A 20,191-nucleotide genomic window follows, 5' to 3' on the forward strand; every position below is an offset into this window, starting at 1 on the left:
TCTCTTATTGTGGAATTACTACATTAGATTGGACATAGAGTTGAATGAATATTATTGCAAGTTGTTAACTTAGCAATTATGAGACGTAAAGCCAAACACTACACTTTAGAGTTTAAACAGAAAGCAGTAGAATTAAGTTATGCCAAAGGCAGTGTAGTACAGGTTTGTGAGGACTTGGATATATTACCTTCTGTTCTTTACCGTTGGCGTAAAGAGCAAAAGAATTATGGCAAGAATAGTTTTCCTGGTCGGGGCAATCCTAAAACAAAAAGAGATAGCTCGTTTAAAGAAACAGCTTAAAGAAGCCGAATTAGAACGTGATATCTTAAAAAAGGCGATTGGCATCTTTTAGCTCATTGTTTATTATTTTAGATTATGGTATTCGTGAATGCTTCGCATTTCCGCGAGCGACAAGAAAAATACAGGTTCATAAAACAGCATCGTATGAAATTTCCTGTTGAGAAGATGTGCATTATGTTAGCAGTAAGTAAAAGTGGTTATTACCACTGGTTAAAATCTGGTCCCAGCACCCTCTGGAAAGATAATCAGAAGCTCTCTTCATTAATCAAAGATATATTTGAAGATAGTCACCAAAGTTATGGAGCTCCTAGAATAAAAGCTGAATTGAAAGCTTTAGGCTTTAAGGTATCAAAGCCACGGGTAGCTCGTATAATGAAGGCAAACTATTTATACGCCAAGAGGAAGCGCAAGTTTAGAACCACCACCGATAGTAACCATAAATATCCCACAGCACCAAACTTGTTGAATCAATGCTTCAGTGTGGCCAGAGCTAATCAAGTATGGGTAAGCGATATTACCTATGTTGAGACCAATCAGGGTTGGAGTTACCTAACGGTGATCATTGATCTATTTAATAGAAAAGTTATAGGATGGGCTTTAAGTGATACCCTAAATACCAAAGATACTATTATAAAAGCTTGGCAGATGGCTATTACAAATACCACACTCACGCAACCTTTAATATTCCATTCAGACCAAGGTATTCAGTATGCCTACCAAAGATTTACTAATCTACTTAAAAGTTATAATGGCTTGGTAAAACAATCTATGAGTAGAAAAGGAAATTGCTGGGACAATGCCGTAGCGGAATCCTTTTTTAAATCTCTGAAAGTAGAATGGGTATATTGGCATAAATATAAGCTTAGATCACAGGCAGAGTTATCTATCTTTCAGTGGATAGAAACCTGGTACAATAACAGAAGAAGACATTCTTATTTAGGAAACAGAACCATTAAAGAATTTGAAATAGAGATGTATAACCAAAAACTAGCAGCATAATCACTCAACTTAAAGTCCAGTTTTTTATTGCAAGTCCACTTGTCGGTTTAACCATTCTTCATCCAGTAGTTAGCATTTTTTAGTTGCGATTATAATTCCGGTGGACCAGTTCATTTTAGTGAGGTTAAAATCTTTTCGGTTTTCTAAATATCCAATTAATTGGTCCACAATCTCCTGATGTCCATCTGGCCAGTTTGGTTGCACCGACATATCATCAATAATATAAATTCCACCAGGCTTTATCAAATCAAGAGTTTCCTCAATTTCACTATATTTCCCAGGCCAGGCATCAGCAAAGATTAAGTCGAATGCTTTTCCAGAATAGTTTTTTATCCACTCAGTCCCATCCATGCCTATTATTTTCACTCTTTTATCCTGTTCAAAATAGCTTTTAGCGATGGCCACTAGTTTTGGATCATTATCAATACTTGTAATTTTGGATTCAGCATCCATTCCATCGACCATCCAGGAAAGCGATAGCCCAATACCAGTACCTAATTCCAGAAAATGACCTTTCGGTTTTGACGAAACCAGGGTTTTTAAGAGCGTTCCAACATAAATGTCGGATGGCATTGTAAACCCTATTTCATTACTTTTTCTTTCAATTTCAGAATAGGTTTTTGGAATGCCAGTAATTTTTGAATCTTTCATTTTTAAGTAGCATAATGCTTTCAGCATCCCCAGATTATTGGGCAGAGACACTAAATTCACAAGTGCCTAAAAGACTTATTTAGATCTTGTTTCTTTGAAAGCATTTTTTAGGTTAATGTTAATATTGTTATTTTAATTCCAATCCCACAACAAAATATTCCAGGTATCAGTCTGGTCGGTAAATGTATATATGGTTTTAAATCCTAATTTTTCGTGGGCAAGCATGGAAGGGAGGTTACTTGAGGAAACCTCGGTTACACAATAGTCATAAAGTTTGGAATATTCTTCCTTATGTTTTTCATAGAGTTTTTTGAAAATTCCTTTTCTTTTAAAATGATCCTGTACACAGATTTGACCCATTACATAATAGTTGAGTTGATCAAGTTTTTGGCCATTATACTCGATTTTTTTAAATGTTTCAAACATTGGGATAAGCACAGGGATTAAATCTTCGAATTCTTTTAACATGACCAGGGCATATCCAATGACCTGATCGTCCATTTTAGCAATGACCTGTTTTGCCCTGGAATTCATTTTTTCAATCATTTCATAACTATGCGTTACGGTTACAAACCCATTTGTGTTTGCGGAGTCTATGGATAAATTGCTTGATTGATTTTCTTTTTGAATTCGGAGGATTTCGAGCAATTCAGATTTTTTATCAGCAAGTTTAAGTTCCATATTTCAAAATTTTAGAAGATTTTATTTCGCCAGTTGGATTAGATACGCCGTCCCATCCAGAACATATTTGGAAATTAAATTAGCCAATTTTTTGTAGATTTCTAAAATTAGAATTTTACTGATGAAGAATAAATTGTAATGAATTGCTGTAGTGTACTTGCTTTTTGTCTGGTATTATTTACAAGAATTAAAATTAATTTTCTTAACATTTTTACGCAATGATTCATAATAGGTTTATTAAAGGATTAAGTTATTGTTTTCATTATTCATATTCACAAATTAGACCTGCCTGAAACAAAAAGGGGGCTGTATTCACAATTAAGCTTTCTAGCGATCATTTTTTATTTTTTCCCAGGCCAATACTTTTACTCCTTTCGAGTAATGAATTTTGCTTGGTTGTTCGCTAATTAACTTTTTGAATCTTGGATAATTCAATTCCAATTTACTTAAGTTAATTTCGTTAATAGGCCATTCTAAATGATGGATTTCAAATTCATTTATTGATTTGTCAGTATCTTGGAAAAGAGCATATCTTTCTGTTAGCCAGTTGATCAATTTAGTCTTTTTTGTTATTTTATTCCCAATGGTGAATTGAATATCAAGCTTATCGTTAAAATATGAATTTTCAGATTGATATTTTTGATTAGCCCTCTTAATTTTAGAAAATCTATATGGAAGCTCTGAAATACCTCTTGCGATTTTACAGGATAGCATTTTTCCACCTTCGATACTTAAAAAGTAAACTCCGGTTTTATTATTTGACTTCACATAAGTACGGATATTGATCTCATCAAAGTTTGATATTGGAGGAAAATAGGGAAGGTTTTTAGGTCTAATCTTTTCCATTGTAAACGCAACAACCGAAATCCAAGGTTTACCATCAAATAAGTCGATCTCTAATTCTTTAGGAACAAATTTTTCCAATTCGTTTAAGTCAACTTGATAATGTAGAAATAGTGCATTATTCCATTCTTGATAAAATTTCCAATTGTTATTCGGAATTTTCCAAGGTCTGTGTGCTGTGGTTGTTAATAGTTCTTGGATTGTCATTTTTGAAATTGGCTAAGGCCAGGGGAATAGACCTTGGCATGGTTTTGTAATAAATTTAGAGAAAATGAACCGAAGTCTATAAATATCCGGTTGGATTTTCCGAGGGGGCATCGCAAGGTTTCCCCAGCTATGCCAGCATAGCGTTAGTTATGGGCGGTATCACCGTTTCTATTCAACTTTTCAATTATCCAATCCATTAATTCATTAGGTTCAGCAAGTGACCAGGAGTGTGGATGTCGCATTCCATTCAATCGATATCCTTTGCCTAAAGCATTAATAAATTCTGCATCTTTATTACCAGATATTCTCAACTCATTAATCATTGCAGTTTGGTCCAAGGCGTTAATATCATACAAGTCGGTATGTCTCTCCTTTAAGTGCCAATCAATATCTGGATCAGAGTAGATTCTGATTGGAGTATCCATTAGGAATTTAGCATTGCCTCCACCTTTTTTCTTCTTTGAATACATCGAATTTTTAGAGTAAATATTTGGTACTTCTTTAGGTGAACCACCAAATTGTTTATTAAGTTTTGCTAAATAATCTTTTGCCTCATTCACGGCTACTTCCGAAAAGTTCAGTTCTTTAATTCGCTTAAATGAATAGTAAATTCTTGCCAAATCCAGTGGAGGATCTATTCCATAAACAGCAACAGGGTTGATTGATGTTGAATTGGGATTTTCTTTCGAAAGTTCTACATATCTAATCGCATTCATCCCTCCCAAAGAAAAACCTCCGATTATGATTTTGTTTTTTGGTGCTTGATATTTCAAAATGGCATCTTTAAAAGCAGTATTCAAAAAATTTAGTGTGATGCTATCAAGGTAAAGGTTGTAGTTGATTGAAGGTATTATTAATAGAATGCCGTTCTTAAATGTTAGCTCTGATAATTCAATATTATTATTTATTACATTTTCAACTTTTTGTGCAGTAGGAGGTAATAATATAAGAGTACCTTTAATTTTCTCCTTAGGTTTTAGTGCATAGTAGAAAAGTTCATTTGAAGTTCCATCATTTATATACAAACGAGTTTCGTCAGCAATTTCAATTTCGTTTTTCTCAAGGTTTTCTGAAAGAGTTTTATTGAGGTTTATTTTGGATGTTATTTGTCCAAAAAAAGAGTAGGAAATTAACAATATCAATATGTTCGTTAGTGTTTTCATAGCTCTTCTAAAATGAGAGATAACGATATGTGTATAACGTTGGTTACGAATTGATTAAAAGTAATATAACTAAATTTACCAAGCTTTATCTTTGCTGGTTTTCCGCGTAGAAATCAGAACATAAAACCACAATTGCTTGATTACAGTGTTTTACCCAATTAATTTTACGAATATCAACATTTTAAAGTTATACAAATAGTATTGGTCGCTAAGGGTTAGGAAGAATAAAGTTGAAAGATTTTTAAATTTCTATGAAAATTGCAGATACTGCCCCGGAATTTAAAATACTCTGAACACCTATTTTAATGGAATAAAAAATCTAATACGGCTTATACTGTTAGATTGCTAATTGCTTTTATTCTGGTCTAAATGATTTAATTATAATCGCTTGGATGATTCAAAAAGAAATAGAGGGATAATTACAGAATTTCTAAAAGTAAGCGGATTTAGGATTTCAGCTTTCTAATTGAGTGAAAAGAAAGTAGGGCATAGGCTAAATATTTCTCTTATATTATGAGTCATGATGTGATAGCATGAAAAATAGGGAAACTCATTCTTGAAGGATAATTAGATCAAATAGATTTTGAGAAAATAGAGTTACGGAAACAGAATGCTAAACTAAAATTATTGCAATGGGGAAATATGATTATGACGTGGTAATTGTGGGCAGTGGGAGTAACGGACTTGCAGCGGCAATCTATTTACAATCCAAAGGATTGAAAACAATTGTTGTAGAAAAAGAAAGTATGCTTGGCGGAGCCACAAAAACAACCGAGTTAACATTACCGGGTTATAAGCATGATGTAGGAGCTGCGGTTCTTCCAATGGCTTACAGTTCTCCTTTTTTTCAGCAGTTACCACTTGAAGATTTTGGATTAGAATGGATTTATCCTGAAATTCCCTTTGCACAAACATTAGGCAACTCAAATAATTTTGGGGCTGTGGCCTGTTATCAGGATATTGATAAGACGGCTGCCCAGCTGGGAGCCGATGAAAGTACTTATCGAAAATTTATGCGTACCCGAATAGAGGATTGGCCTTTGGTTTCAAATGATATACTTGCTCCTATAAAAATACCGGAAAATCCTTTACAGTTTTTGGATTTTGGTCGCAGTGCCATATTATCTGCCCGTACTTTTACCAGGCTTAAATTCAAAACAGAAGAAAGTAAAGTTTTGTTTTACGGTGCTGCCGCACATTCTACATTACCCCTAAATAGTACCGCTTCTGCATCATTCGGACTTGTATTAATGATAATGGCGCATCTAAATGGATGGCCTTTTCCAAAATCGGGAGCAGGACAGATTATTGAAGCACTCGCTAAATACTATATCCACGTTGGTGGTGAAGTTAAAGTAAACTCTGCTATTGAAGATTTTAATCAAATTCCAAATTCAAAAGTGCAGGTGTTTGATCTTACGCCAAAGCAATTATTAACTATTAAAAGTTTACCCTTAAGTGCACTATACCAAAAGCGCCTTTCAAATTTCAAGTATGGGGCCGGAATATTTAAAATGGATTGGGCACTAAGAGCTCCTGTGCCATTTAAAAATAAAATATTAAGAAAAGCAGGTACGGTACATATAGGTTTTAGTTCCTCTGAAATTGAAAATTCTGAGAAAATCGTGAATCAGGGTAAACTTCCCGGGACCCCTTATGTATTGCTGGTACAACCAAGTGTGTTTGATCATTCCCGTACCCCCGATTCAGGTCATACTGTTTGGGCGTATTGCCATGTACCTAATGGTAATACGCAAGATTGTACAAAAATTATAGAAAGTCAAATCGAGAGAGCCGCTCCGGGTTTTGGTAAATTGATTTTAAAAAGACATCTCATGAACACCCGGCAATTAGAGGAATTTGATGCGAATTTAGTAGGTGGTGATATCAATGGAGGGAAACAAGATATAACACAATTATTTACAAGGCCCGTAGCAAAGCTATCCCCTTATAAAACTTCCAATAACAATATTTATATATGCTCATCGTCTACTCCTCCTGGCGGTGGAGTCCATGGAATGGCGGGTTTTAATGCAGCCAAACAGGTTCTTAAGGATCACTTTTAGTATGCCGGTGATGGTAGAGCTGTCTTAATATTCTCCCAATATTTTGTTAGCCTAATGCTATTGTTTTGTTAAACGTTGGATGTAGCACTTATCATTCGAATAGAGCACTCTAGAGGGGGGTATATCCTTTATCTTGTTAAGACCTAAACCAATAACCAAAAAATATCATGAGTACTAGTGAAGAGAATAAAAAAAGTAAGGATTTAGCCTCTAATACCAAAGATGGGAAGGGAAAAACAATGACGACCAATCAAGGGGTTAAAGTTAATGATACTAATAATTCGCTAAAATCAGGAGAGCGAGGTGCCAGTTTACTGGAAGACTTTATTCTTAGGGAGAAAATAACACATTTTGATCATGAGCGAATTCCAGAACGAATAGTACATGCCCGCGGTAGTGGTGCTCATGGTGTGTTTGAATTATATGAAAGTCTGGAAGAATATACCAAAGCAGGAATTTTTACGGATATTAAACGTAAAACACCTGTTTTTGTAAGATTTTCTACCGTAGCCGGAAATAAAGGCTCTGCAGATCTTGCCAGGGATGTGAGAGGCTTTGCTACGAAGTTTTATACGGAAGAAGGTATTTTTGATCTGGTTGGGAATAATATGCCTGTCTTTTTTATTCAGGATGCCATGAAATTTCCGGACCTGATCCATGCTGTAAAGCCGGAACCAGACAGGGATATTCCTCAAGCTGCATCTGCACACGATACGTTTTACGATTTTGTTTCACATACTACTGAAACCCTACATAATCATATTTGGGTAATGAGTGATCGGGCGATTCCCAGAAGTTTCAGAATGATGGAAGGATTTGGGATCCATACTTTCCGCCTGATTAATGCTGAGGGGAAATCTCATTTTGTAAAATTCCATTGGAAACCGCTTTTAGGAACGCATTCCATTACCTGGGATGAAGCCGTTAAAATTCATGGGGCAGACAGCGATTTTCACCGTCGGGACCTTTGGGAAGCCATAGATTCAGGTCAATTCCCCGAATGGGAACTGGGATTGCAGATTATTCCTGAAGAAGATGAGCATAAATTTGATTTTGATATTCTGGATCCTACTAAATTGATACCAGAAGAAATGGTGCCGGTTCAACGAATAGGAAAAATGACTTTAAACCGTAATCCTGATAATTTCTTTGCAGAAACAGAGCAGGTGGCATTTCATCCTGGGCATGTGGTACCGGGTATAGATTTTACCAATGATCCGTTATTACAGGGACGGTTATTTAGTTATACAGATACCCAATTATCCAGGTTAGGAAGTCCTAACTTTCATGAAATTCCTATTAACAGGCCTATAAACGAAACCCATAATAATCAACGTGATGCCCAGATGCGTATGACGGTTGATAAAGGGAAATCAGCCTATTTCCCAAACTCTATAGGTGGAGGATGTCCTCATTTAGCTAAAATGGCCCAAGGAGGTTTTACCTCTTACGAAGAACGAATAGATGCGAAAAAAATAAGATCACGAAGTAGTAGTTTCAGTGATCATTATTCTCAGCCTGCACTTTTTTATCGCAGTCTTACTGATTGGGAACAGGAACATGTTGCTGATGCGTATACTTTTGAATTGGGAAAATGTACCTATGATCATATTAAGGAACGTATGCTATATGTTATTAAACAGATAGATAAAGACCTTGCACTAAAAGTGGCTGATGGTTTAGGGATGAAAATTCCGAGTAAAATTGATCAGCCTGTTAATCAGGCTATAGGAGCAGATGCGAATGTTGAAGAACATCAACCTACACCTAAAAAGAAATACTTGAAGAAGTCGGCTGCACTAAGCCTTACACATTTAAACTCCGATAGTATTGCCACCAGAAAGATTGCTTTTTTAGTGGGTGATGGTTTTAATGGTGCACAGGTAAAGAAAATTAAAGAAGCACTCGTATCCAAAAATGCGGTGGTACATCTTGTCGCTCCTCACGGAGGAACGGTAAAATGTGATCTGGGTAAGGAACATCCGGTAGATGTGGCCTTATTAACTACAGAAAGTGTTTTATACGATGCGCTTTATATTCCGGGCGGTGCCAAGAGTATAGAAGCCTTAGTGAAAGCGCCGAAATCTGTTAAGTTTGTCAATGAAACTTTGAAGCATTGTAAGGCTCTTGCTGCCGAAGAGGATACTTTTAAATTACTTGATAAGACTGCAATAAGCATGTTTGATAAAGATGCTGCTATATTAATTGGTAAAACTCCTAAAGATTTTATCAAACAAATCGCTGCCCACCGTAACTGGGATCGGCAGCCCACAGCAATGAACATCCCGGTATGATATAGTTTAGTTTCAATGGATGTTTAAGGAAAGGCCGTTCTCGAAAGAGACGGCCTTTTTTATACTTGGAATTTAGAGGGCAAATTCGCACGGAATGAATCAGGTAATTTTTTTGATAAGCGCGGAAAATCTGGATACAGGGTGAGTTGTGGTTTCACCAATAATCAGATTGATGTACTATTAATGCAGCAATACGGAGTTATGAATACTTTTTAATTCCTGCAAATGCTGAATTAGATTAGATTTAAATTTCAATAAAGTTTGTCTTTTATCATTTTTATTTACAGATTCCAGCATCTTTTCTATCTGTTCCAGTAATTTTTCTTCGAGTCGAATTGCTTTTTCCATTACATAAAATCTTCCTTTTTTTTGAAGTACAAAAATGGTATTGGATAAAGCAACTTCATCAGTATCACGGTGATGATGCGATTTCTCAAATACAGAATTAAGATCTTTGATATAGCTTAAGCATAATATTTTATGGCGATTAAATAATCTTTGAAAGAAAAGGCGCTTAGAGGCTCGCTGTGCTTTTTCAAAGAAACCTATACTTTTTTCAATGAGCTCGTAAAGTGTACTTGAAGCTTCTGGCATGCCTTCATTAGTTGGTATTTTTTGAAGAGTCAAATATAAAGACTTGGCCTGATCGTTAAAGTATTGTATACATACCTTACCGTTACCTGGAATATTTTTGGAGGTATATTTTCCTGTTTTAGTATCAAATGAACCTTCTTCGGTCATAAATACCCTGGTAATATTAAACTGATCCAATTGATAAATTTTCCTTATTTCTTCGGGCTTCAGCTTAAACTTAGAGCTGATTCGGTGAATACAATCAGCGGTTGTAATGCCTGTGCTTTTATCGTTTTTTCTATCGTTCATGTGTCCTGCTTTCATCTTCTTTCTGATTTATGGCTTAAATTAAAAAGTAATTATCTTTTTCATTGCCAGAGCTTTGTGAAATTATAGCTAAAAATTATATAAACCTGAATCTAAATTTAATAAGTGTTATAGCCTTAGCGAAAACGATTGAACAAAATGATGGTTTTATTACATATCAAATGAACATTAACTTATTTCAAATAATCTGATATACAGCTTTGTAGGTTTTGTAACTAATCCTTAAATTGTAATCGCCAACCCTTAAATCTACCAGCCATGAGACTAATTAACAGTTTTCGGCCAAAAATACTAATCGTTTTGATTATAGTATGTTGTGCTCTGGCCCTGCTATCTCAACTTTATATACTCCCCGAATGGATGGGGTTGCCTTTTCTGATCTTAGGATGCGTTTTCATATGCTTATTGTTTATCAGTTTTTTAAAGCCATTTTATAAAAGCTCATAGACTGTTTTATAGCTCATTAATTTTTAGTTACTCATTTTTTTGAGCAATAATTTCGTAAGCAATTTCCTTAAAGCTGCCACCATTACTATCTTCTGCAGAACATGCGGTTAGGCCGACTATCAGGTCTTTTTGAGCTTCAAAAAGAATATAATCCTGAGGGGTGTTAGTGGGGGGATCTACGCTTAATTTACCATCGGTATCAAATTGTACATTCATAAAGATATTAAAAGCTGTAGGAATGTCATCAGGAAAAATATCATAGGCTTCTAAATTGCGATACAGGTTTTCGAAGCAACTGGGATGATAACCTTTATGATGATACATAATTTCGAAAGTTTCCGGGCTGCATGGGGCTAGTAAAAAATCATTTCTTCCGTTTGTATCTTCAAGAATCATCATCATTTTTTCACTACGGTTGCTCCAAAGATAGTTTCCGCGTGAAATCAGGATAGATTCTTCGAAGTCGAGGGTTTTTCCACTCGAAATCTTTTCGCGGGTATCATTTAAATTAAATAATACCATATCACTAACCTGGTTTCCCTGGGGAGATTGTATTTTTAACTGTTCCCCTTTTTTTAAAATAAAAGCAGCTCCCGATTGTCTCGAAATTATATTCATTGCTATACTTATTTTTTAATCTCCCAATGATGGGAGTATCTTAAAATTATAAAAAGATTGTCCTATCTCTAGGTTTTGCTCCAGTTTCTTTATTTTTTGAAGGGACATTCCCACAGTTCTCCTACTTTTCGCCCACTGTACTGCCTGGCTTCGCTTTGCGATCCAAAATCTTTAAGCATAGGATTCGTACTTCCCGAAAATTGTTCATCACGCTCCCGTATGCTGGTTTTTACTCGATCGTAGGTTCCCATTTTCCGTAATTTCTCAAACTGCCAGTGCAGGTTAAAAGCGATCGCTGGGTAAGGACTACGACGTGCTTTTCTTGAACTATTAGGATGTAATCCTACAATATAAAAGGATTTTCCGGCAATACTGAAACTAAAATTATCATCATTTGGATTATTACTCACACTGGGATCCCAATCATATTCGTCTACAGCATTTAATTGATTCAGCTGAATCCATAGTTGCTCTTCAAACTGGATTTCGGTGAACTCCGGGCTGTTTGGGAATACCGCAATAAAAGTTTCGAACTGGTTAGATTCAAAATCATAATTTTTTATATAGGCTTTTAAATCCTTATATAATTCTTTAGTCTGATTTAAGTTTCCAAGGTTATTGTAGGTTCGTAAATTAACCAAATTCATGCTGAATACGGTTTTAGCCATAATGCAGGGATGATCATTGGTGATTATAAAATCCTGAAAGGAATTATAGACTTTTGTAGCCTTCTTGTCTGAAGTCATTGAGCGTGAAAAAATCGCTGGCCTTTCAGGTTTCTGTCTTAGGTTGGTAGATATCATTTTTCTTTTTCTTAAACCTCTAAATTATGGCGGGATGCGGTTTCAGAATAATCGTTTAAGAAGAGTTTAGTTTGTTATTGTATGCTGTTTAACACAACTGTTTCAATTACGTCCAATTACATTCTAATAGCATCAAAATTCGTTTATTTTTTAAAGAAAATCAGAAGGTGATCAAAAGTCCTTTAATGAAATTTTGCAAATCACGACTTAGATTTTAAATAAATCTCAATTCAGAGTTTTTTAACCCTTATTAAAGTATTGCTGTTCTACCTTAGAATAAAAATTTAATTATGAAGGACCCAAGAACAAAATATCCGCAACCTCCATTTGACACTCCGCTTCAGAAAGAACCGGGGGATGAATATGAAATGAACCCATTGCCAGATTATGGAGAAGATTCATATAAAGGGAATAATAAACTTAAAGATAAAGTAGCCATAATTACCGGAGGGGACTCAGGTATTGGCAGGGCGGTTGCCTATGCTTTTGCCCTTGAAGGTGCAAGGGTAGTTATCTCTTATCTTAATGAACATAAGGATGCTGAAAAAACCGCTGAGGTTATTAGGAATAAAAATGGAGAAGTGCTTTTGATTGATGGCGACATACAACAAGAAAAGCATTGTAAGCATATTATAGATAAAACTTTGGAGCATTTTGGGCAAATTGATATTATTGTGAATAATGCTGCTTTTCAGATGTCCAGAACGAGTCTTCAAGAAATTTCTGCTGAAGAATGGGATAAGACTTTCCGAACAAATATCCATGCCCCATTTTATCTTTGTAAGGCTGCAGAACCTCATCTTAAGCCGGGGAGTAGTATCGTTAATACTACTTCTGTAAATGCTTATAGCCCTAGTGATAATCTGGTTCCTTATGCGGCGACTAAAGGTGCAATTAGAAACTTTACAGCAAGTATGGCTCAACTTTGGGCAGATAAAGGAATACGAGTAAATGCAGTGGCGCCTGGGCCGATATGGACACCATTGATTCCTGCTACCATGCCAAAGGAAAAAGTAGAGAACTTCGGAAAGCAAACTCCGCTGGGAAGACCCGGTCAACCTGCTGAATTAGCACCAGCTTATGTGATGTTGGCATCTGAAGACGGAAGTTATACCTCGGGAGCAACAATCGAAATTACCGGTGGACGCTATACGCTATAAACATTGATCAATAAATATCTTAAAAAAAAGAAAAAGCGAATTCTCAATTTCGCTTTTTCTTTTTTAAAAATGATTCGGCACATAAGAGGTGTGGACTCATAAAAATATCTAAGTCGGTTATTTTCTTACTTTTTGAAGTATATAATAGTACCACGTCTTATTTAAAGATAGGAGATTTTGCAGTGACTACCATCAAGTATAAGTCAGGTCTGTTTTTAAGTTCTTCCCGTAGGCGTGTATAGGCAATACGCAACTGGGCCTCTACAGTTTTGGTAGATATTCGCAGCTGGTGAGCAATTTCCTTATGGGAATGCCCTTGCTTTTTATGCATGATGAAAATAAGTCGGCACCGTTCTGGCAGTGCTTCAACTGCTTTGGCAACCAGCTTCAGCTTATGTTCCAAAAGCTCATCTGGCTCTTCTGTAAGGCTTACAAGGGTTTCACTTTTAAGTTGGTCGAGATAGGTTTGCTGCTTTTTCTTTTTTCGATAGGTATCTATAAACATATTATAAGCCGTACTGTACATATAACTTTTGACCGATATATTGAGATCTAGATGGTCTTTTCTCTCCCAAAGTTTAATGAATGTATTCTGCGCAATATCCTCGGCGTCTGCGGCTTTATCAACATATTGCATCATGTAAGCTACCAGGGGTTGGTATAATGCTTCAAAAATGAGGGTAAACGAATGCTCATCACCTTTTTTAAGCAATTCATTTAGGACCTTGTGATTCATAGGGATTACACATTATAAAGTAAAGGTTAAAAAAAATTAAATTTTTTTAAGGGATATGTGTTTTTTTTTCGTCACTAGGGTGATTTATGATTTGAAACCATGGAAAACGTTGACGATTTAATACAAAAATTTCAAAATCATTGCATAAGTGATGAGGAGTTAATGCAGCTTGAGCAATGGGTAAAAAGCAGCAAACGAAATACGTATTATTTTAAAAATGCAGTCGAGCAGGATTATCTGCTAACTGTTTATAGCCGTAAAGATGAAAAAAATCCAGGGTTTGACGATATTTTTCAGCAGCGAAAATCTTCGTCTCGAAGAATTATGCCAGTTACCCTCCTTAAGTATGCCGCTATTTTAGTATTAGGTCTTTTTGCGGCAGGGGTAGGTTATTTCTATTTAAATAATCAGGTAGAGGAGGAATACAATCCGGGGCAGATTACCTTTACCTATGCTAATGGAGAAACCATTAGTCTTGATGAGAACGGAGAAGGCACATTAACCGATAAATCTGGGAATGCGCTGGGAGTCCAGAAGCAGGGAGAGTTAGATTTCAGAACTTCAGGTACCCAGTCTACTACCTATAATATCATAAAGGTACCCCGTGGAAAGCGATTTAACCTTTTGCTTTCAGACGGTAGCCGGGTTTATCTCAATTCAGAAAGTACGTTGCGTTTTCCGGCAAATTTCCCAAATACCGGCAATAGAGAAGTTCACCTTACCGGAGAAGGCTTTTTTGAAGTTTCTAAAGATACCGAACATCCTTTTCGTGTAAATGCTGAAAAACTGCAGGTTGAAGTATTAGGGACACGTTTTAATGTTAATGCTTATAAAGGATCGCAACAAATTACAACTACTCTTGCCGAAGGATCGGTGAGACTACAGCAGGGGCAAAAACAAGCTACACTAGTGCCGGGGGAAGCCGGAACCTGGAGCGGCGTTAAAGAGCCTATAAGGGTAGCTAAAGTAAAGGTAGCTAATAATATTGCCTGGATAGAAAACCGCCTGTTATTTATTGATGAGCCTTTTGTGACGATCCTTGAAAAAATAGAACGTAGTTATGGCGTAAAGATTATCAATAACAATCCATCTTTAGCAGCAACACGTTTTAATGGAGATTTTGATCTGAATACAGAAAGCGTAGAAGATGTTATGAATGCCTTTACCACAATAGACTTTTTTGAATATTCCTACAAAAACAACATAATAACAATTAAATAAGTACTTATGAATTAAAACTCTAACTCACAAAAAAAAGAGGATGCGCCAACATCCTCTCTAACTCACAATTAATTATTTCCTACAACAATTAATAGTTTTCAAAATTATGAAAATAAAACATTTAAAGATGAAGGTTTCTGTCATTTTAACCTTGTTTTGTGCCTTACAGATGTTTGCGACGAAGGGTAGTGCCCAGAAATTCAATATTGATCTGGAAAGCGTTAAAGTCGCTACGGTAATTGAGCAAATTAAAAAGCAAAGCGATTATAAATTCTTCTATCGGGAAGATTTACTTCAGGATGATTGGAAAGTAAATATACAAACCAACAGTGCCTCTATTAAAGAAGTGCTACAACAGCTTTTTGATGATTTACCGGTTGATTATATCATCAAGAAGAAACAGGTAATCCTTAAATCCAAAACCATTAGTAATACAAATGGTCAATCGGTGGATAATAAAGGTACCATAGATCAACAAGAAATTTACGGTAATGTTAGGGATCCAAATGCTTATCCATTAATGGGGGTGACCGTGTGGCGTAAAGGTTCGCGTACGGGTGCAGTAACTAACGAAAAAGGTAATTATCGCATCCAGGCGGCAACAGGGGATACTTTGGTATTTAGCTTTTTAGGATTTAAAAAGCAGGAGAAGCTGGTAGGAGATGAGAAGACTCTAAACGTAATATTACAAGAAGAGGTGAATAGTTTAGGAGAGGTAACATTATTGTCTACCGGTTACCAGAATATTCAAAAAGAACGCGCTACCGGTTCCTTTTCTGTAATTGAATCTGAAGAATTAGAAAAAGTGCCCGTAAATAATGTGATAAATCAGTTAGAGGGAAGAGTTGCAGGTTTACAGATAGACCTTCTTGCATCTGATAATACGTTTGTATACGGTAACCAATTTGGTGAAACGGAAGGAAATACTAGTTACAAATATAGAATTCGCGGGCAGTCAACATATCAGGCCAATGATAAACCGCTTTTAGTTATTGACGGCGTTCCTTCAGAACTGGATATCAAAAACCTAAACTCTAATGATATTGAGAAAATTACTTTCTTAAAAGACGCAGCTTCGGCTTCTATTTATGGTGCGAGAGCTGCTAACGGGGTAATTGTTATAGATACTAAAAAAGGAAAAAAAGGAGCAACCCGTATCAACTTGTCTCAAAACTATACCTTTTCCAGTAAACCTTCGCTCTCCAGTTTGCCTCTAATGAATTCAGATCAGGTGCTGGATCTGGAGCAGGAGCTTTTGGAGAAGGGTGTTATTTATGACCCAATGGGTGCCGGTATATACAGTTCAGTGCCGGTAAGTTCCGGGGTAGAACTTATGCTGCAAAACCAGCGTGGTACACTAAGCGATGCCGAGCTTGCAGATAAACTCTCAGTATTACGCGGTCGCAATAACTACAACCAGATTGAAGATTATCTGCTTCAGGCTGCTTCTTCAACAAATTATAACCTTTCCATAAGTGGAGGACAGGAGAACTATTCGTATTTCACTTCGGCTTCTTATGCCAAAGAAGAAACGCAAAGTAAAGGCGTAGATGGTAAACGTCTTACTTTAACCGCTAATCAGAATTTTGAGTTATTTGATTTTGCTAAAGTATCAACCAGTCTTAAAGGCTCGTTTTTTAACTTTAAACAAAACGGCTTAGGTGTAAGTCCTTTATCAGCATCTCGAACTACGTTTTTACCTTATGATCAGATAGTAGATGAAGCCGGAAATTCGGTAGATTATTACCGGGCATTTTACAGTGCAGATATACAAAATTTTGAAGAGGCCGGTTATTTGCCCTGGAGCTACAACTACCTGGATGAATTGGCTAATTCTAATAATGGTATTAAGGAGCAGAATTATTCGGCTAACATTAGTGTAACCCTGCCTCTTTTTGATGGTTTATCAGCCATGGGAACTTATTTTATTGAGCGTTCCAATACCAAACAAGATAATATTTATGGTGAAAACACGTATTACACCAGAGACCGAATCAATCAGGCTATGTATCTTAATCCTACTACTCAGCAATTAACACGAGGCATTCCTTTGGGGGCTATCTATCAGAGAAACGATTATACTGAAAGTAGTCAAACCATGCGCGGCCAGCTTAATTACAACAACACATTTGGCAAGCATGCGATAGATGCCATAGCAGGTATAGAATTACGTCAAATACGCACAGAAGTATCCGGTGGAAATCTTTATGGATATAATGAGCAAACTCAGCGCTCTATAGATTTACCATCTGCGACCTATACCACTATTTACGGGTACAACGATAACATCAGTTACAATCAGGTAGCCACCAATCAACGCCGTCGCTTTTTATCCTATTACGCCAATGCAGCATATACCTTTGATACCAAATATGTGGTATCAGGTAGTGTACGCCTGGATGATTACAATAATTTTGGGGTAGACAAAAGCTATAGACGTACCCCTTTATGGTCTACCGGTTTAAAATGGAATATGAGCCGAGAGGACTTCTTAAAAGACGTGGAGACGATTAATAACCTAAGCTTTAGAGCTACGTATGGTTTTAATGGAAACATCAGCCTTACTACGTTCCCCTTTACAAACATTTCTATTGCCGGTACAGATTATAATTTATCCAGGCTACCCTATGCGTTTATTGCAGCACCTGCAAACCCTGCTTTACGTTGGGAAAAAACAGGTGTGCTCAACTTTGGTCTTGATTTCAATCTGTTTGACAAAAGACTTGGGGGAAGTGTGGAATATTATATAAAAAATAGTGATGACCTGATTCAGGATTTTCCGGTCTCTGAATTTTATGGACTACCTAATAATAATACCCTAACCAGGAATACGGCAACCTTACGCGGAGAAGGGGTAGATATTAACCTAAACGGTGAGTGGTTAAGAACTCCCGAGTTTAGTATTAATTCAACCTTTGTTTTATCGTATAATAAAAATGAGGTGACTGATTCGCGTTACGAGAATTATTCCACTTTCCTAAATGGTACCGCGAGTGCACCCCCAATTGTGGACTATCCGCTTAACAGCATTTTTGCTTTTAGATCAGCAGGCCTGGATGAGAACGGCTCTACCATTGTATACGACCGTAATGGAGACATCGTTGATGCCTTCACCCCTTTAACTGAAATTGAGGATATGCAATATATGGGTACGCAAACGCCCAAATACTATGGCAGCTTTGCCACGACATTCACCTATAAGAAATTGTCACTTTATGCTTTGGCGACCTATAAACTGGATTATGTTTTATTTAACCCCAGTTTTGGTAATTACGTGTCACGATACGGATCTTTTGAGGCATACGATTTGAACAGCGATATTGCAGATCGCTGGAGAGCCCCTGGGGATGAGGTCAATACCAATGTTCCCGGAGCTCAGGGACTTGGGGGGTATAGTTTAGGTCGGTATCTGTATAGCACTGATAGGGTTATCGATGGAGATCATATACGACTGCGTGAGATTTCACTGAGTTATGATTTTTCTGATTTAGTCGCCAACAGCTTTTTACGCAATGCCTCGTTATCGCTTACGGCTCGTAATTTAGGTTTAATCTGGAGAGCCAATGATGATGATATAGATCCGGATTTCTTGCCGTATACCAGTGGTAGTCTTATACGTATACCACCTACTGCGATGTATTCAGTGGGCGTAAACCTTAATTTTTAATTTAATGATGATGAAAAAACATTCTTTATATATCCTGTTTCTCTTAATGAGTGTAGCTTTTGTAAGCTGCGATGATTATGTAGACATCAAGACCGAAGGCCGTCTCTATCCTGAGGAGACTGAGAATTACCGGTATCTTTTAAATCAGACTTCAATCTTTGATGCCTCGTACAGTTTAGTAGATGTAGCCTCTGACGATATCGAGATGAGAAAAAACTACGCGACCTATTTTGAGAACAACTACGGTACATCAGATTATTACCGTCCTTTTAAGGAAACTTATAAATGGGCAGATTCCGTTTATTATGCGGGCGATACAGATAATGATCTTGGCGTAATGTATCAAGGGCTTTATACCGCTAATGTAGTAATTACAGAAGTGATGACCAGCAATAATGGCACCGAAGCAGAAAAGGCCTCCCTACAGGCTGAAGCTTTGGTACACAGGGCTTATATCTTTTTGGATTTGGTGAATATTTTTGGAAAAGCCTATGATGCCGAAACCTCGGAAACAGATTTGGGAATCCCCATGTTTACGGAGCCTACGGTGACCGAAGAGGTAACCCGCGCCAGCATTAAAGCAGTTTACGATCAGATTGTAAGTGACCTACAGCAGGCTATTAATGGCGGGCTGCCTGCTACGCGCAGAGGAACCGAAGTAGGTTTCCCTTCACTAGCCAGTGCACATGCCTTGCTTGCCCGTACCTATTTGTATATGGGGCGTTATGCCGAAGCTCAGGCCGAGGCAGAAAACGCTTTGAGTTTGCAAAACAGCCTGCTGAATATGGAGGACTATATCGATACTCCAGATTCAGGATGGCCAAGACGTATTGAAAATCCGGAATTGATTTTATCTAAAATGAGCATCAGTTCCTATAAAGATGCCCCCGCTTTACTTACGTTAAATGATGAATTGCTAAACAGTTTTGAAGAAGAGGATTTACGCTATCAGTTATATACAAGACCTATAAGTGAAATGACTTATGATCAGGTTAGTGGAGGAAGAGCTTATTGCGAAGGGCTTCTTACTGGAGAGAAACGTAATGCAGGACCAACCGTACCAGAGATGTTACTCATTAAAGCAGAAGGAGAAGCCCGTGCCGGTGATACTGATGCGGCTATGACCTCGATAAATAAGCTTCGCATGGCACGATTTAAAGCTGAAGATTATGTACCGCTTACTGCGGCCGATGCCGAAGAGGCTTTGCTTAAAGTACTGGAAGAACGACGCAAGGAACTTATGGCAAAAGGCGGTTTCCGCTGGTTTGACCTTAAACGGCTTAATAAAGATCCGCGTTTTGCGAAAACCATTACCCATCAATATATCGATGAGGTATACACCCTTGAACCCGAAGGAGACCGCTATCAGTTTCCATTTGCTTCCAGTTTATTTCAATATGCACCTAACCTGGAACAAAACCCATAAGCTATAGCT

14 protein-coding genes and 1 pseudogene are annotated in these 20,191 nt (G+C 37.0%); 7 read left to right on the forward strand and 8 right to left on the reverse strand.

Translation table 11 applies throughout. The annotated features are described in order from the left end of the window. The first annotated feature begins 54 nt into the window (after positions 1 to 54). Positions 55 to 1,299 (forward strand): annotated as a pseudogene (locus ZPR_RS01775) (IS3 family transposase). 69 nt (positions 1,300 to 1,368) lie between these two features. Here the strand turns inward: ZPR_RS01775 and ZPR_RS01780 are convergent. The 4 genes from ZPR_RS01780 to ZPR_RS22370 all read right to left on the reverse strand — a co-directional run bounded on the left by ZPR_RS01780 (position 1,369) and on the right by ZPR_RS22370 (position 4,844). Beyond that, complete coding sequence (locus tag ZPR_RS01780; protein ID WP_041579481.1) at positions 1,369 to 1,950, reverse strand: O-methyltransferase; 582 nt, start codon at positions 1,948 to 1,950, stop codon at positions 1,369 to 1,371. Positions 1,951 to 2,082: 132 nt separating this feature from the next. After that, entirely contained in the window at positions 2,083 to 2,631 is a 549-nt protein-coding gene (locus ZPR_RS01785; RefSeq protein ID WP_013069881.1) for a GNAT family N-acetyltransferase, read from the reverse strand. A 327-nt stretch (positions 2,632 to 2,958) separates the two neighbouring features. After that, positions 2,959 to 3,681 (reverse strand): YqjF family protein, encoded by a 723-nt coding sequence (locus ZPR_RS01790; protein ID WP_041578524.1) that lies wholly within the window; start codon positions 3,679 to 3,681, stop codon positions 2,959 to 2,961. 143 nt (positions 3,682 to 3,824) lie between these two features. Then, entirely contained in the window at positions 3,825 to 4,844 is a 1,020-nt protein-coding gene (locus tag ZPR_RS22370) for a hypothetical protein (RefSeq protein ID WP_148211643.1), read from the reverse strand. Positions 4,845 to 5,476: 632 nt separating this feature from the next. On the opposite strand from ZPR_RS22370, the gene ZPR_RS01800 reads away from it, so the two are divergent. Both ZPR_RS01800 and ZPR_RS01805 read left to right on the forward strand, forming a co-directional pair. Then, positions 5,477 to 6,910, forward strand: a complete 1,434-nt coding sequence (locus ZPR_RS01800) for a phytoene desaturase family protein (RefSeq protein ID WP_013069885.1) — start codon at positions 5,477 to 5,479, stop codon at positions 6,908 to 6,910. Between the two features lie 167 nt (positions 6,911 to 7,077). Beyond that, positions 7,078 to 9,204 carry a catalase gene (locus tag ZPR_RS01805; protein ID WP_013069886.1) on the forward strand — a complete coding sequence of 709 codons (2,127 nt, stop codon included), beginning with the start codon at positions 7,078 to 7,080 and terminating at the stop codon, positions 9,202 to 9,204. Between the two features lie 180 nt (positions 9,205 to 9,384). Here the strand turns inward: ZPR_RS01805 and ZPR_RS01810 are convergent, their stop codons facing one another. The 3 genes from ZPR_RS01810 to gntA all read right to left on the reverse strand — a co-directional run bounded on the left by ZPR_RS01810 (position 9,385) and on the right by gntA (position 11,972). Further along, positions 9,385 to 10,101 carry a hypothetical protein gene (locus tag ZPR_RS01810; protein WP_013069887.1) on the reverse strand — a complete coding sequence of 239 codons (717 nt, stop codon included), beginning with the start codon at positions 10,099 to 10,101 and terminating at the stop codon, positions 9,385 to 9,387. Positions 10,102 to 10,578: 477 nt separating this feature from the next. Further along, a complete protein-coding gene (locus ZPR_RS01815) occupies positions 10,579 to 11,169 on the reverse strand; it encodes a DUF1989 domain-containing protein (protein WP_013069889.1) in 591 nt (196 codons plus the stop codon). 89 nt (positions 11,170 to 11,258) lie between these two features. Further along, on the reverse strand, positions 11,259 to 11,972 hold the full coding sequence (gene gntA, locus ZPR_RS01820) for a guanitoxin biosynthesis heme-dependent pre-guanitoxin N-hydroxylase GntA (RefSeq protein WP_233421338.1): 714 nt from the start codon (positions 11,970 to 11,972) through the stop codon (positions 11,259 to 11,261). Positions 11,973 to 12,262: 290 nt separating this feature from the next. Between gntA and ZPR_RS01825 the strand changes: the two genes are divergently transcribed. Then, positions 12,263 to 13,132, forward strand: coding sequence for a glucose 1-dehydrogenase (locus ZPR_RS01825; protein ID WP_013069891.1), 870 nt, complete (start codon positions 12,263 to 12,265; stop codon positions 13,130 to 13,132). Between the two features lie 157 nt (positions 13,133 to 13,289). On the opposite strand, the gene ZPR_RS01830 is transcribed toward ZPR_RS01825, so the two are convergent. Further along, the gene (locus tag ZPR_RS01830) at positions 13,290 to 13,868 is read right to left on the reverse strand and encodes an RNA polymerase sigma factor (protein ID WP_013069892.1); all 579 of its coding nucleotides are present in this window, start codon (positions 13,866 to 13,868) and stop codon (positions 13,290 to 13,292) included. Positions 13,869 to 13,967: 99 nt separating this feature from the next. Between ZPR_RS01830 and ZPR_RS22375 the strand changes: the two genes are divergently transcribed. The 3 genes from ZPR_RS22375 to ZPR_RS01845 all read left to right on the forward strand — a co-directional run bounded on the left by ZPR_RS22375 (position 13,968) and on the right by ZPR_RS01845 (position 20,182). Next, positions 13,968 to 15,089: a FecR family protein gene (locus tag ZPR_RS22375; protein ID WP_049771405.1), complete on the forward strand. Its 1,122-nt coding sequence runs from the start codon at positions 13,968 to 13,970 to the stop codon at positions 15,087 to 15,089. A gap of 106 nt (positions 15,090 to 15,195) precedes the next feature. After that, entirely contained in the window at positions 15,196 to 18,756 is a 3,561-nt protein-coding gene (locus ZPR_RS01840) for a SusC/RagA family TonB-linked outer membrane protein (protein WP_049771406.1), read from the forward strand. Between the two features lie 4 nt (positions 18,757 to 18,760). Then, entirely contained in the window at positions 18,761 to 20,182 is a 1,422-nt protein-coding gene (locus tag ZPR_RS01845) for a RagB/SusD family nutrient uptake outer membrane protein (protein ID WP_013069895.1), read from the forward strand. Positions 20,183 to 20,191: the final 9 nt, after the last annotated feature.

The organism is Zunongwangia profunda SM-A87, from assembly GCF_000023465.1.
Lineage (GTDB): Bacteria > Bacteroidota > Bacteroidia > Flavobacteriales > Flavobacteriaceae > Zunongwangia > Zunongwangia profunda.

What these genes read in the sequence shown, in the direction of transcription:
- ZPR_RS01780 (WP_041579481.1), bottom strand. Translation starts at nt 1,950, where the DNA reads ATGAAAGATTCAAAAATTACTGGCATTCCAAAAACCTATTCTGAAATT.
- ZPR_RS01785 (WP_013069881.1), bottom strand. Translation starts at nt 2,631, where the DNA reads ATGGAACTTAAACTTGCTGATAAAAAATCTGAATTGCTCGAAATCCTC.
- ZPR_RS01790 (WP_041578524.1), bottom strand. Translation starts at nt 3,681, where the DNA reads ATGACAATCCAAGAACTATTAACAACCACAGCACACAGACCTTGGAAA.
- ZPR_RS22370 (WP_148211643.1), bottom strand. Translation starts at nt 4,844, where the DNA reads ATGAAAACACTAACGAACATATTGATATTGTTAATTTCCTACTCTTTT.
- ZPR_RS01800 (WP_013069885.1), top strand. Translation starts at nt 5,477, where the DNA reads ATGGGGAAATATGATTATGACGTGGTAATTGTGGGCAGTGGGAGTAAC.
- ZPR_RS01805 (WP_013069886.1), top strand. Translation starts at nt 7,078, where the DNA reads ATGAGTACTAGTGAAGAGAATAAAAAAAGTAAGGATTTAGCCTCTAAT.
- ZPR_RS01810 (WP_013069887.1), bottom strand. Translation starts at nt 10,101, where the DNA reads ATGAAAGCAGGACACATGAACGATAGAAAAAACGATAAAAGCACAGGC.
- ZPR_RS01815 (WP_013069889.1), bottom strand. Translation starts at nt 11,169, where the DNA reads ATGAATATAATTTCGAGACAATCGGGAGCTGCTTTTATTTTAAAAAAA.
- gntA (WP_233421338.1), bottom strand. Translation starts at nt 11,972, where the DNA reads ATGATATCTACCAACCTAAGACAGAAACCTGAAAGGCCAGCGATTTTT.
- ZPR_RS01825 (WP_013069891.1), top strand. Translation starts at nt 12,263, where the DNA reads ATGAAGGACCCAAGAACAAAATATCCGCAACCTCCATTTGACACTCCG.
- ZPR_RS01830 (WP_013069892.1), bottom strand. Translation starts at nt 13,868, where the DNA reads ATGAATCACAAGGTCCTAAATGAATTGCTTAAAAAAGGTGATGAGCAT.
- ZPR_RS22375 (WP_049771405.1), top strand. Translation starts at nt 13,968, where the DNA reads ATGGAAAACGTTGACGATTTAATACAAAAATTTCAAAATCATTGCATA.
- ZPR_RS01840 (WP_049771406.1), top strand. Translation starts at nt 15,196, where the DNA reads ATGAAAATAAAACATTTAAAGATGAAGGTTTCTGTCATTTTAACCTTG.
- ZPR_RS01845 (WP_013069895.1), top strand. Translation starts at nt 18,761, where the DNA reads ATGATGATGAAAAAACATTCTTTATATATCCTGTTTCTCTTAATGAGT.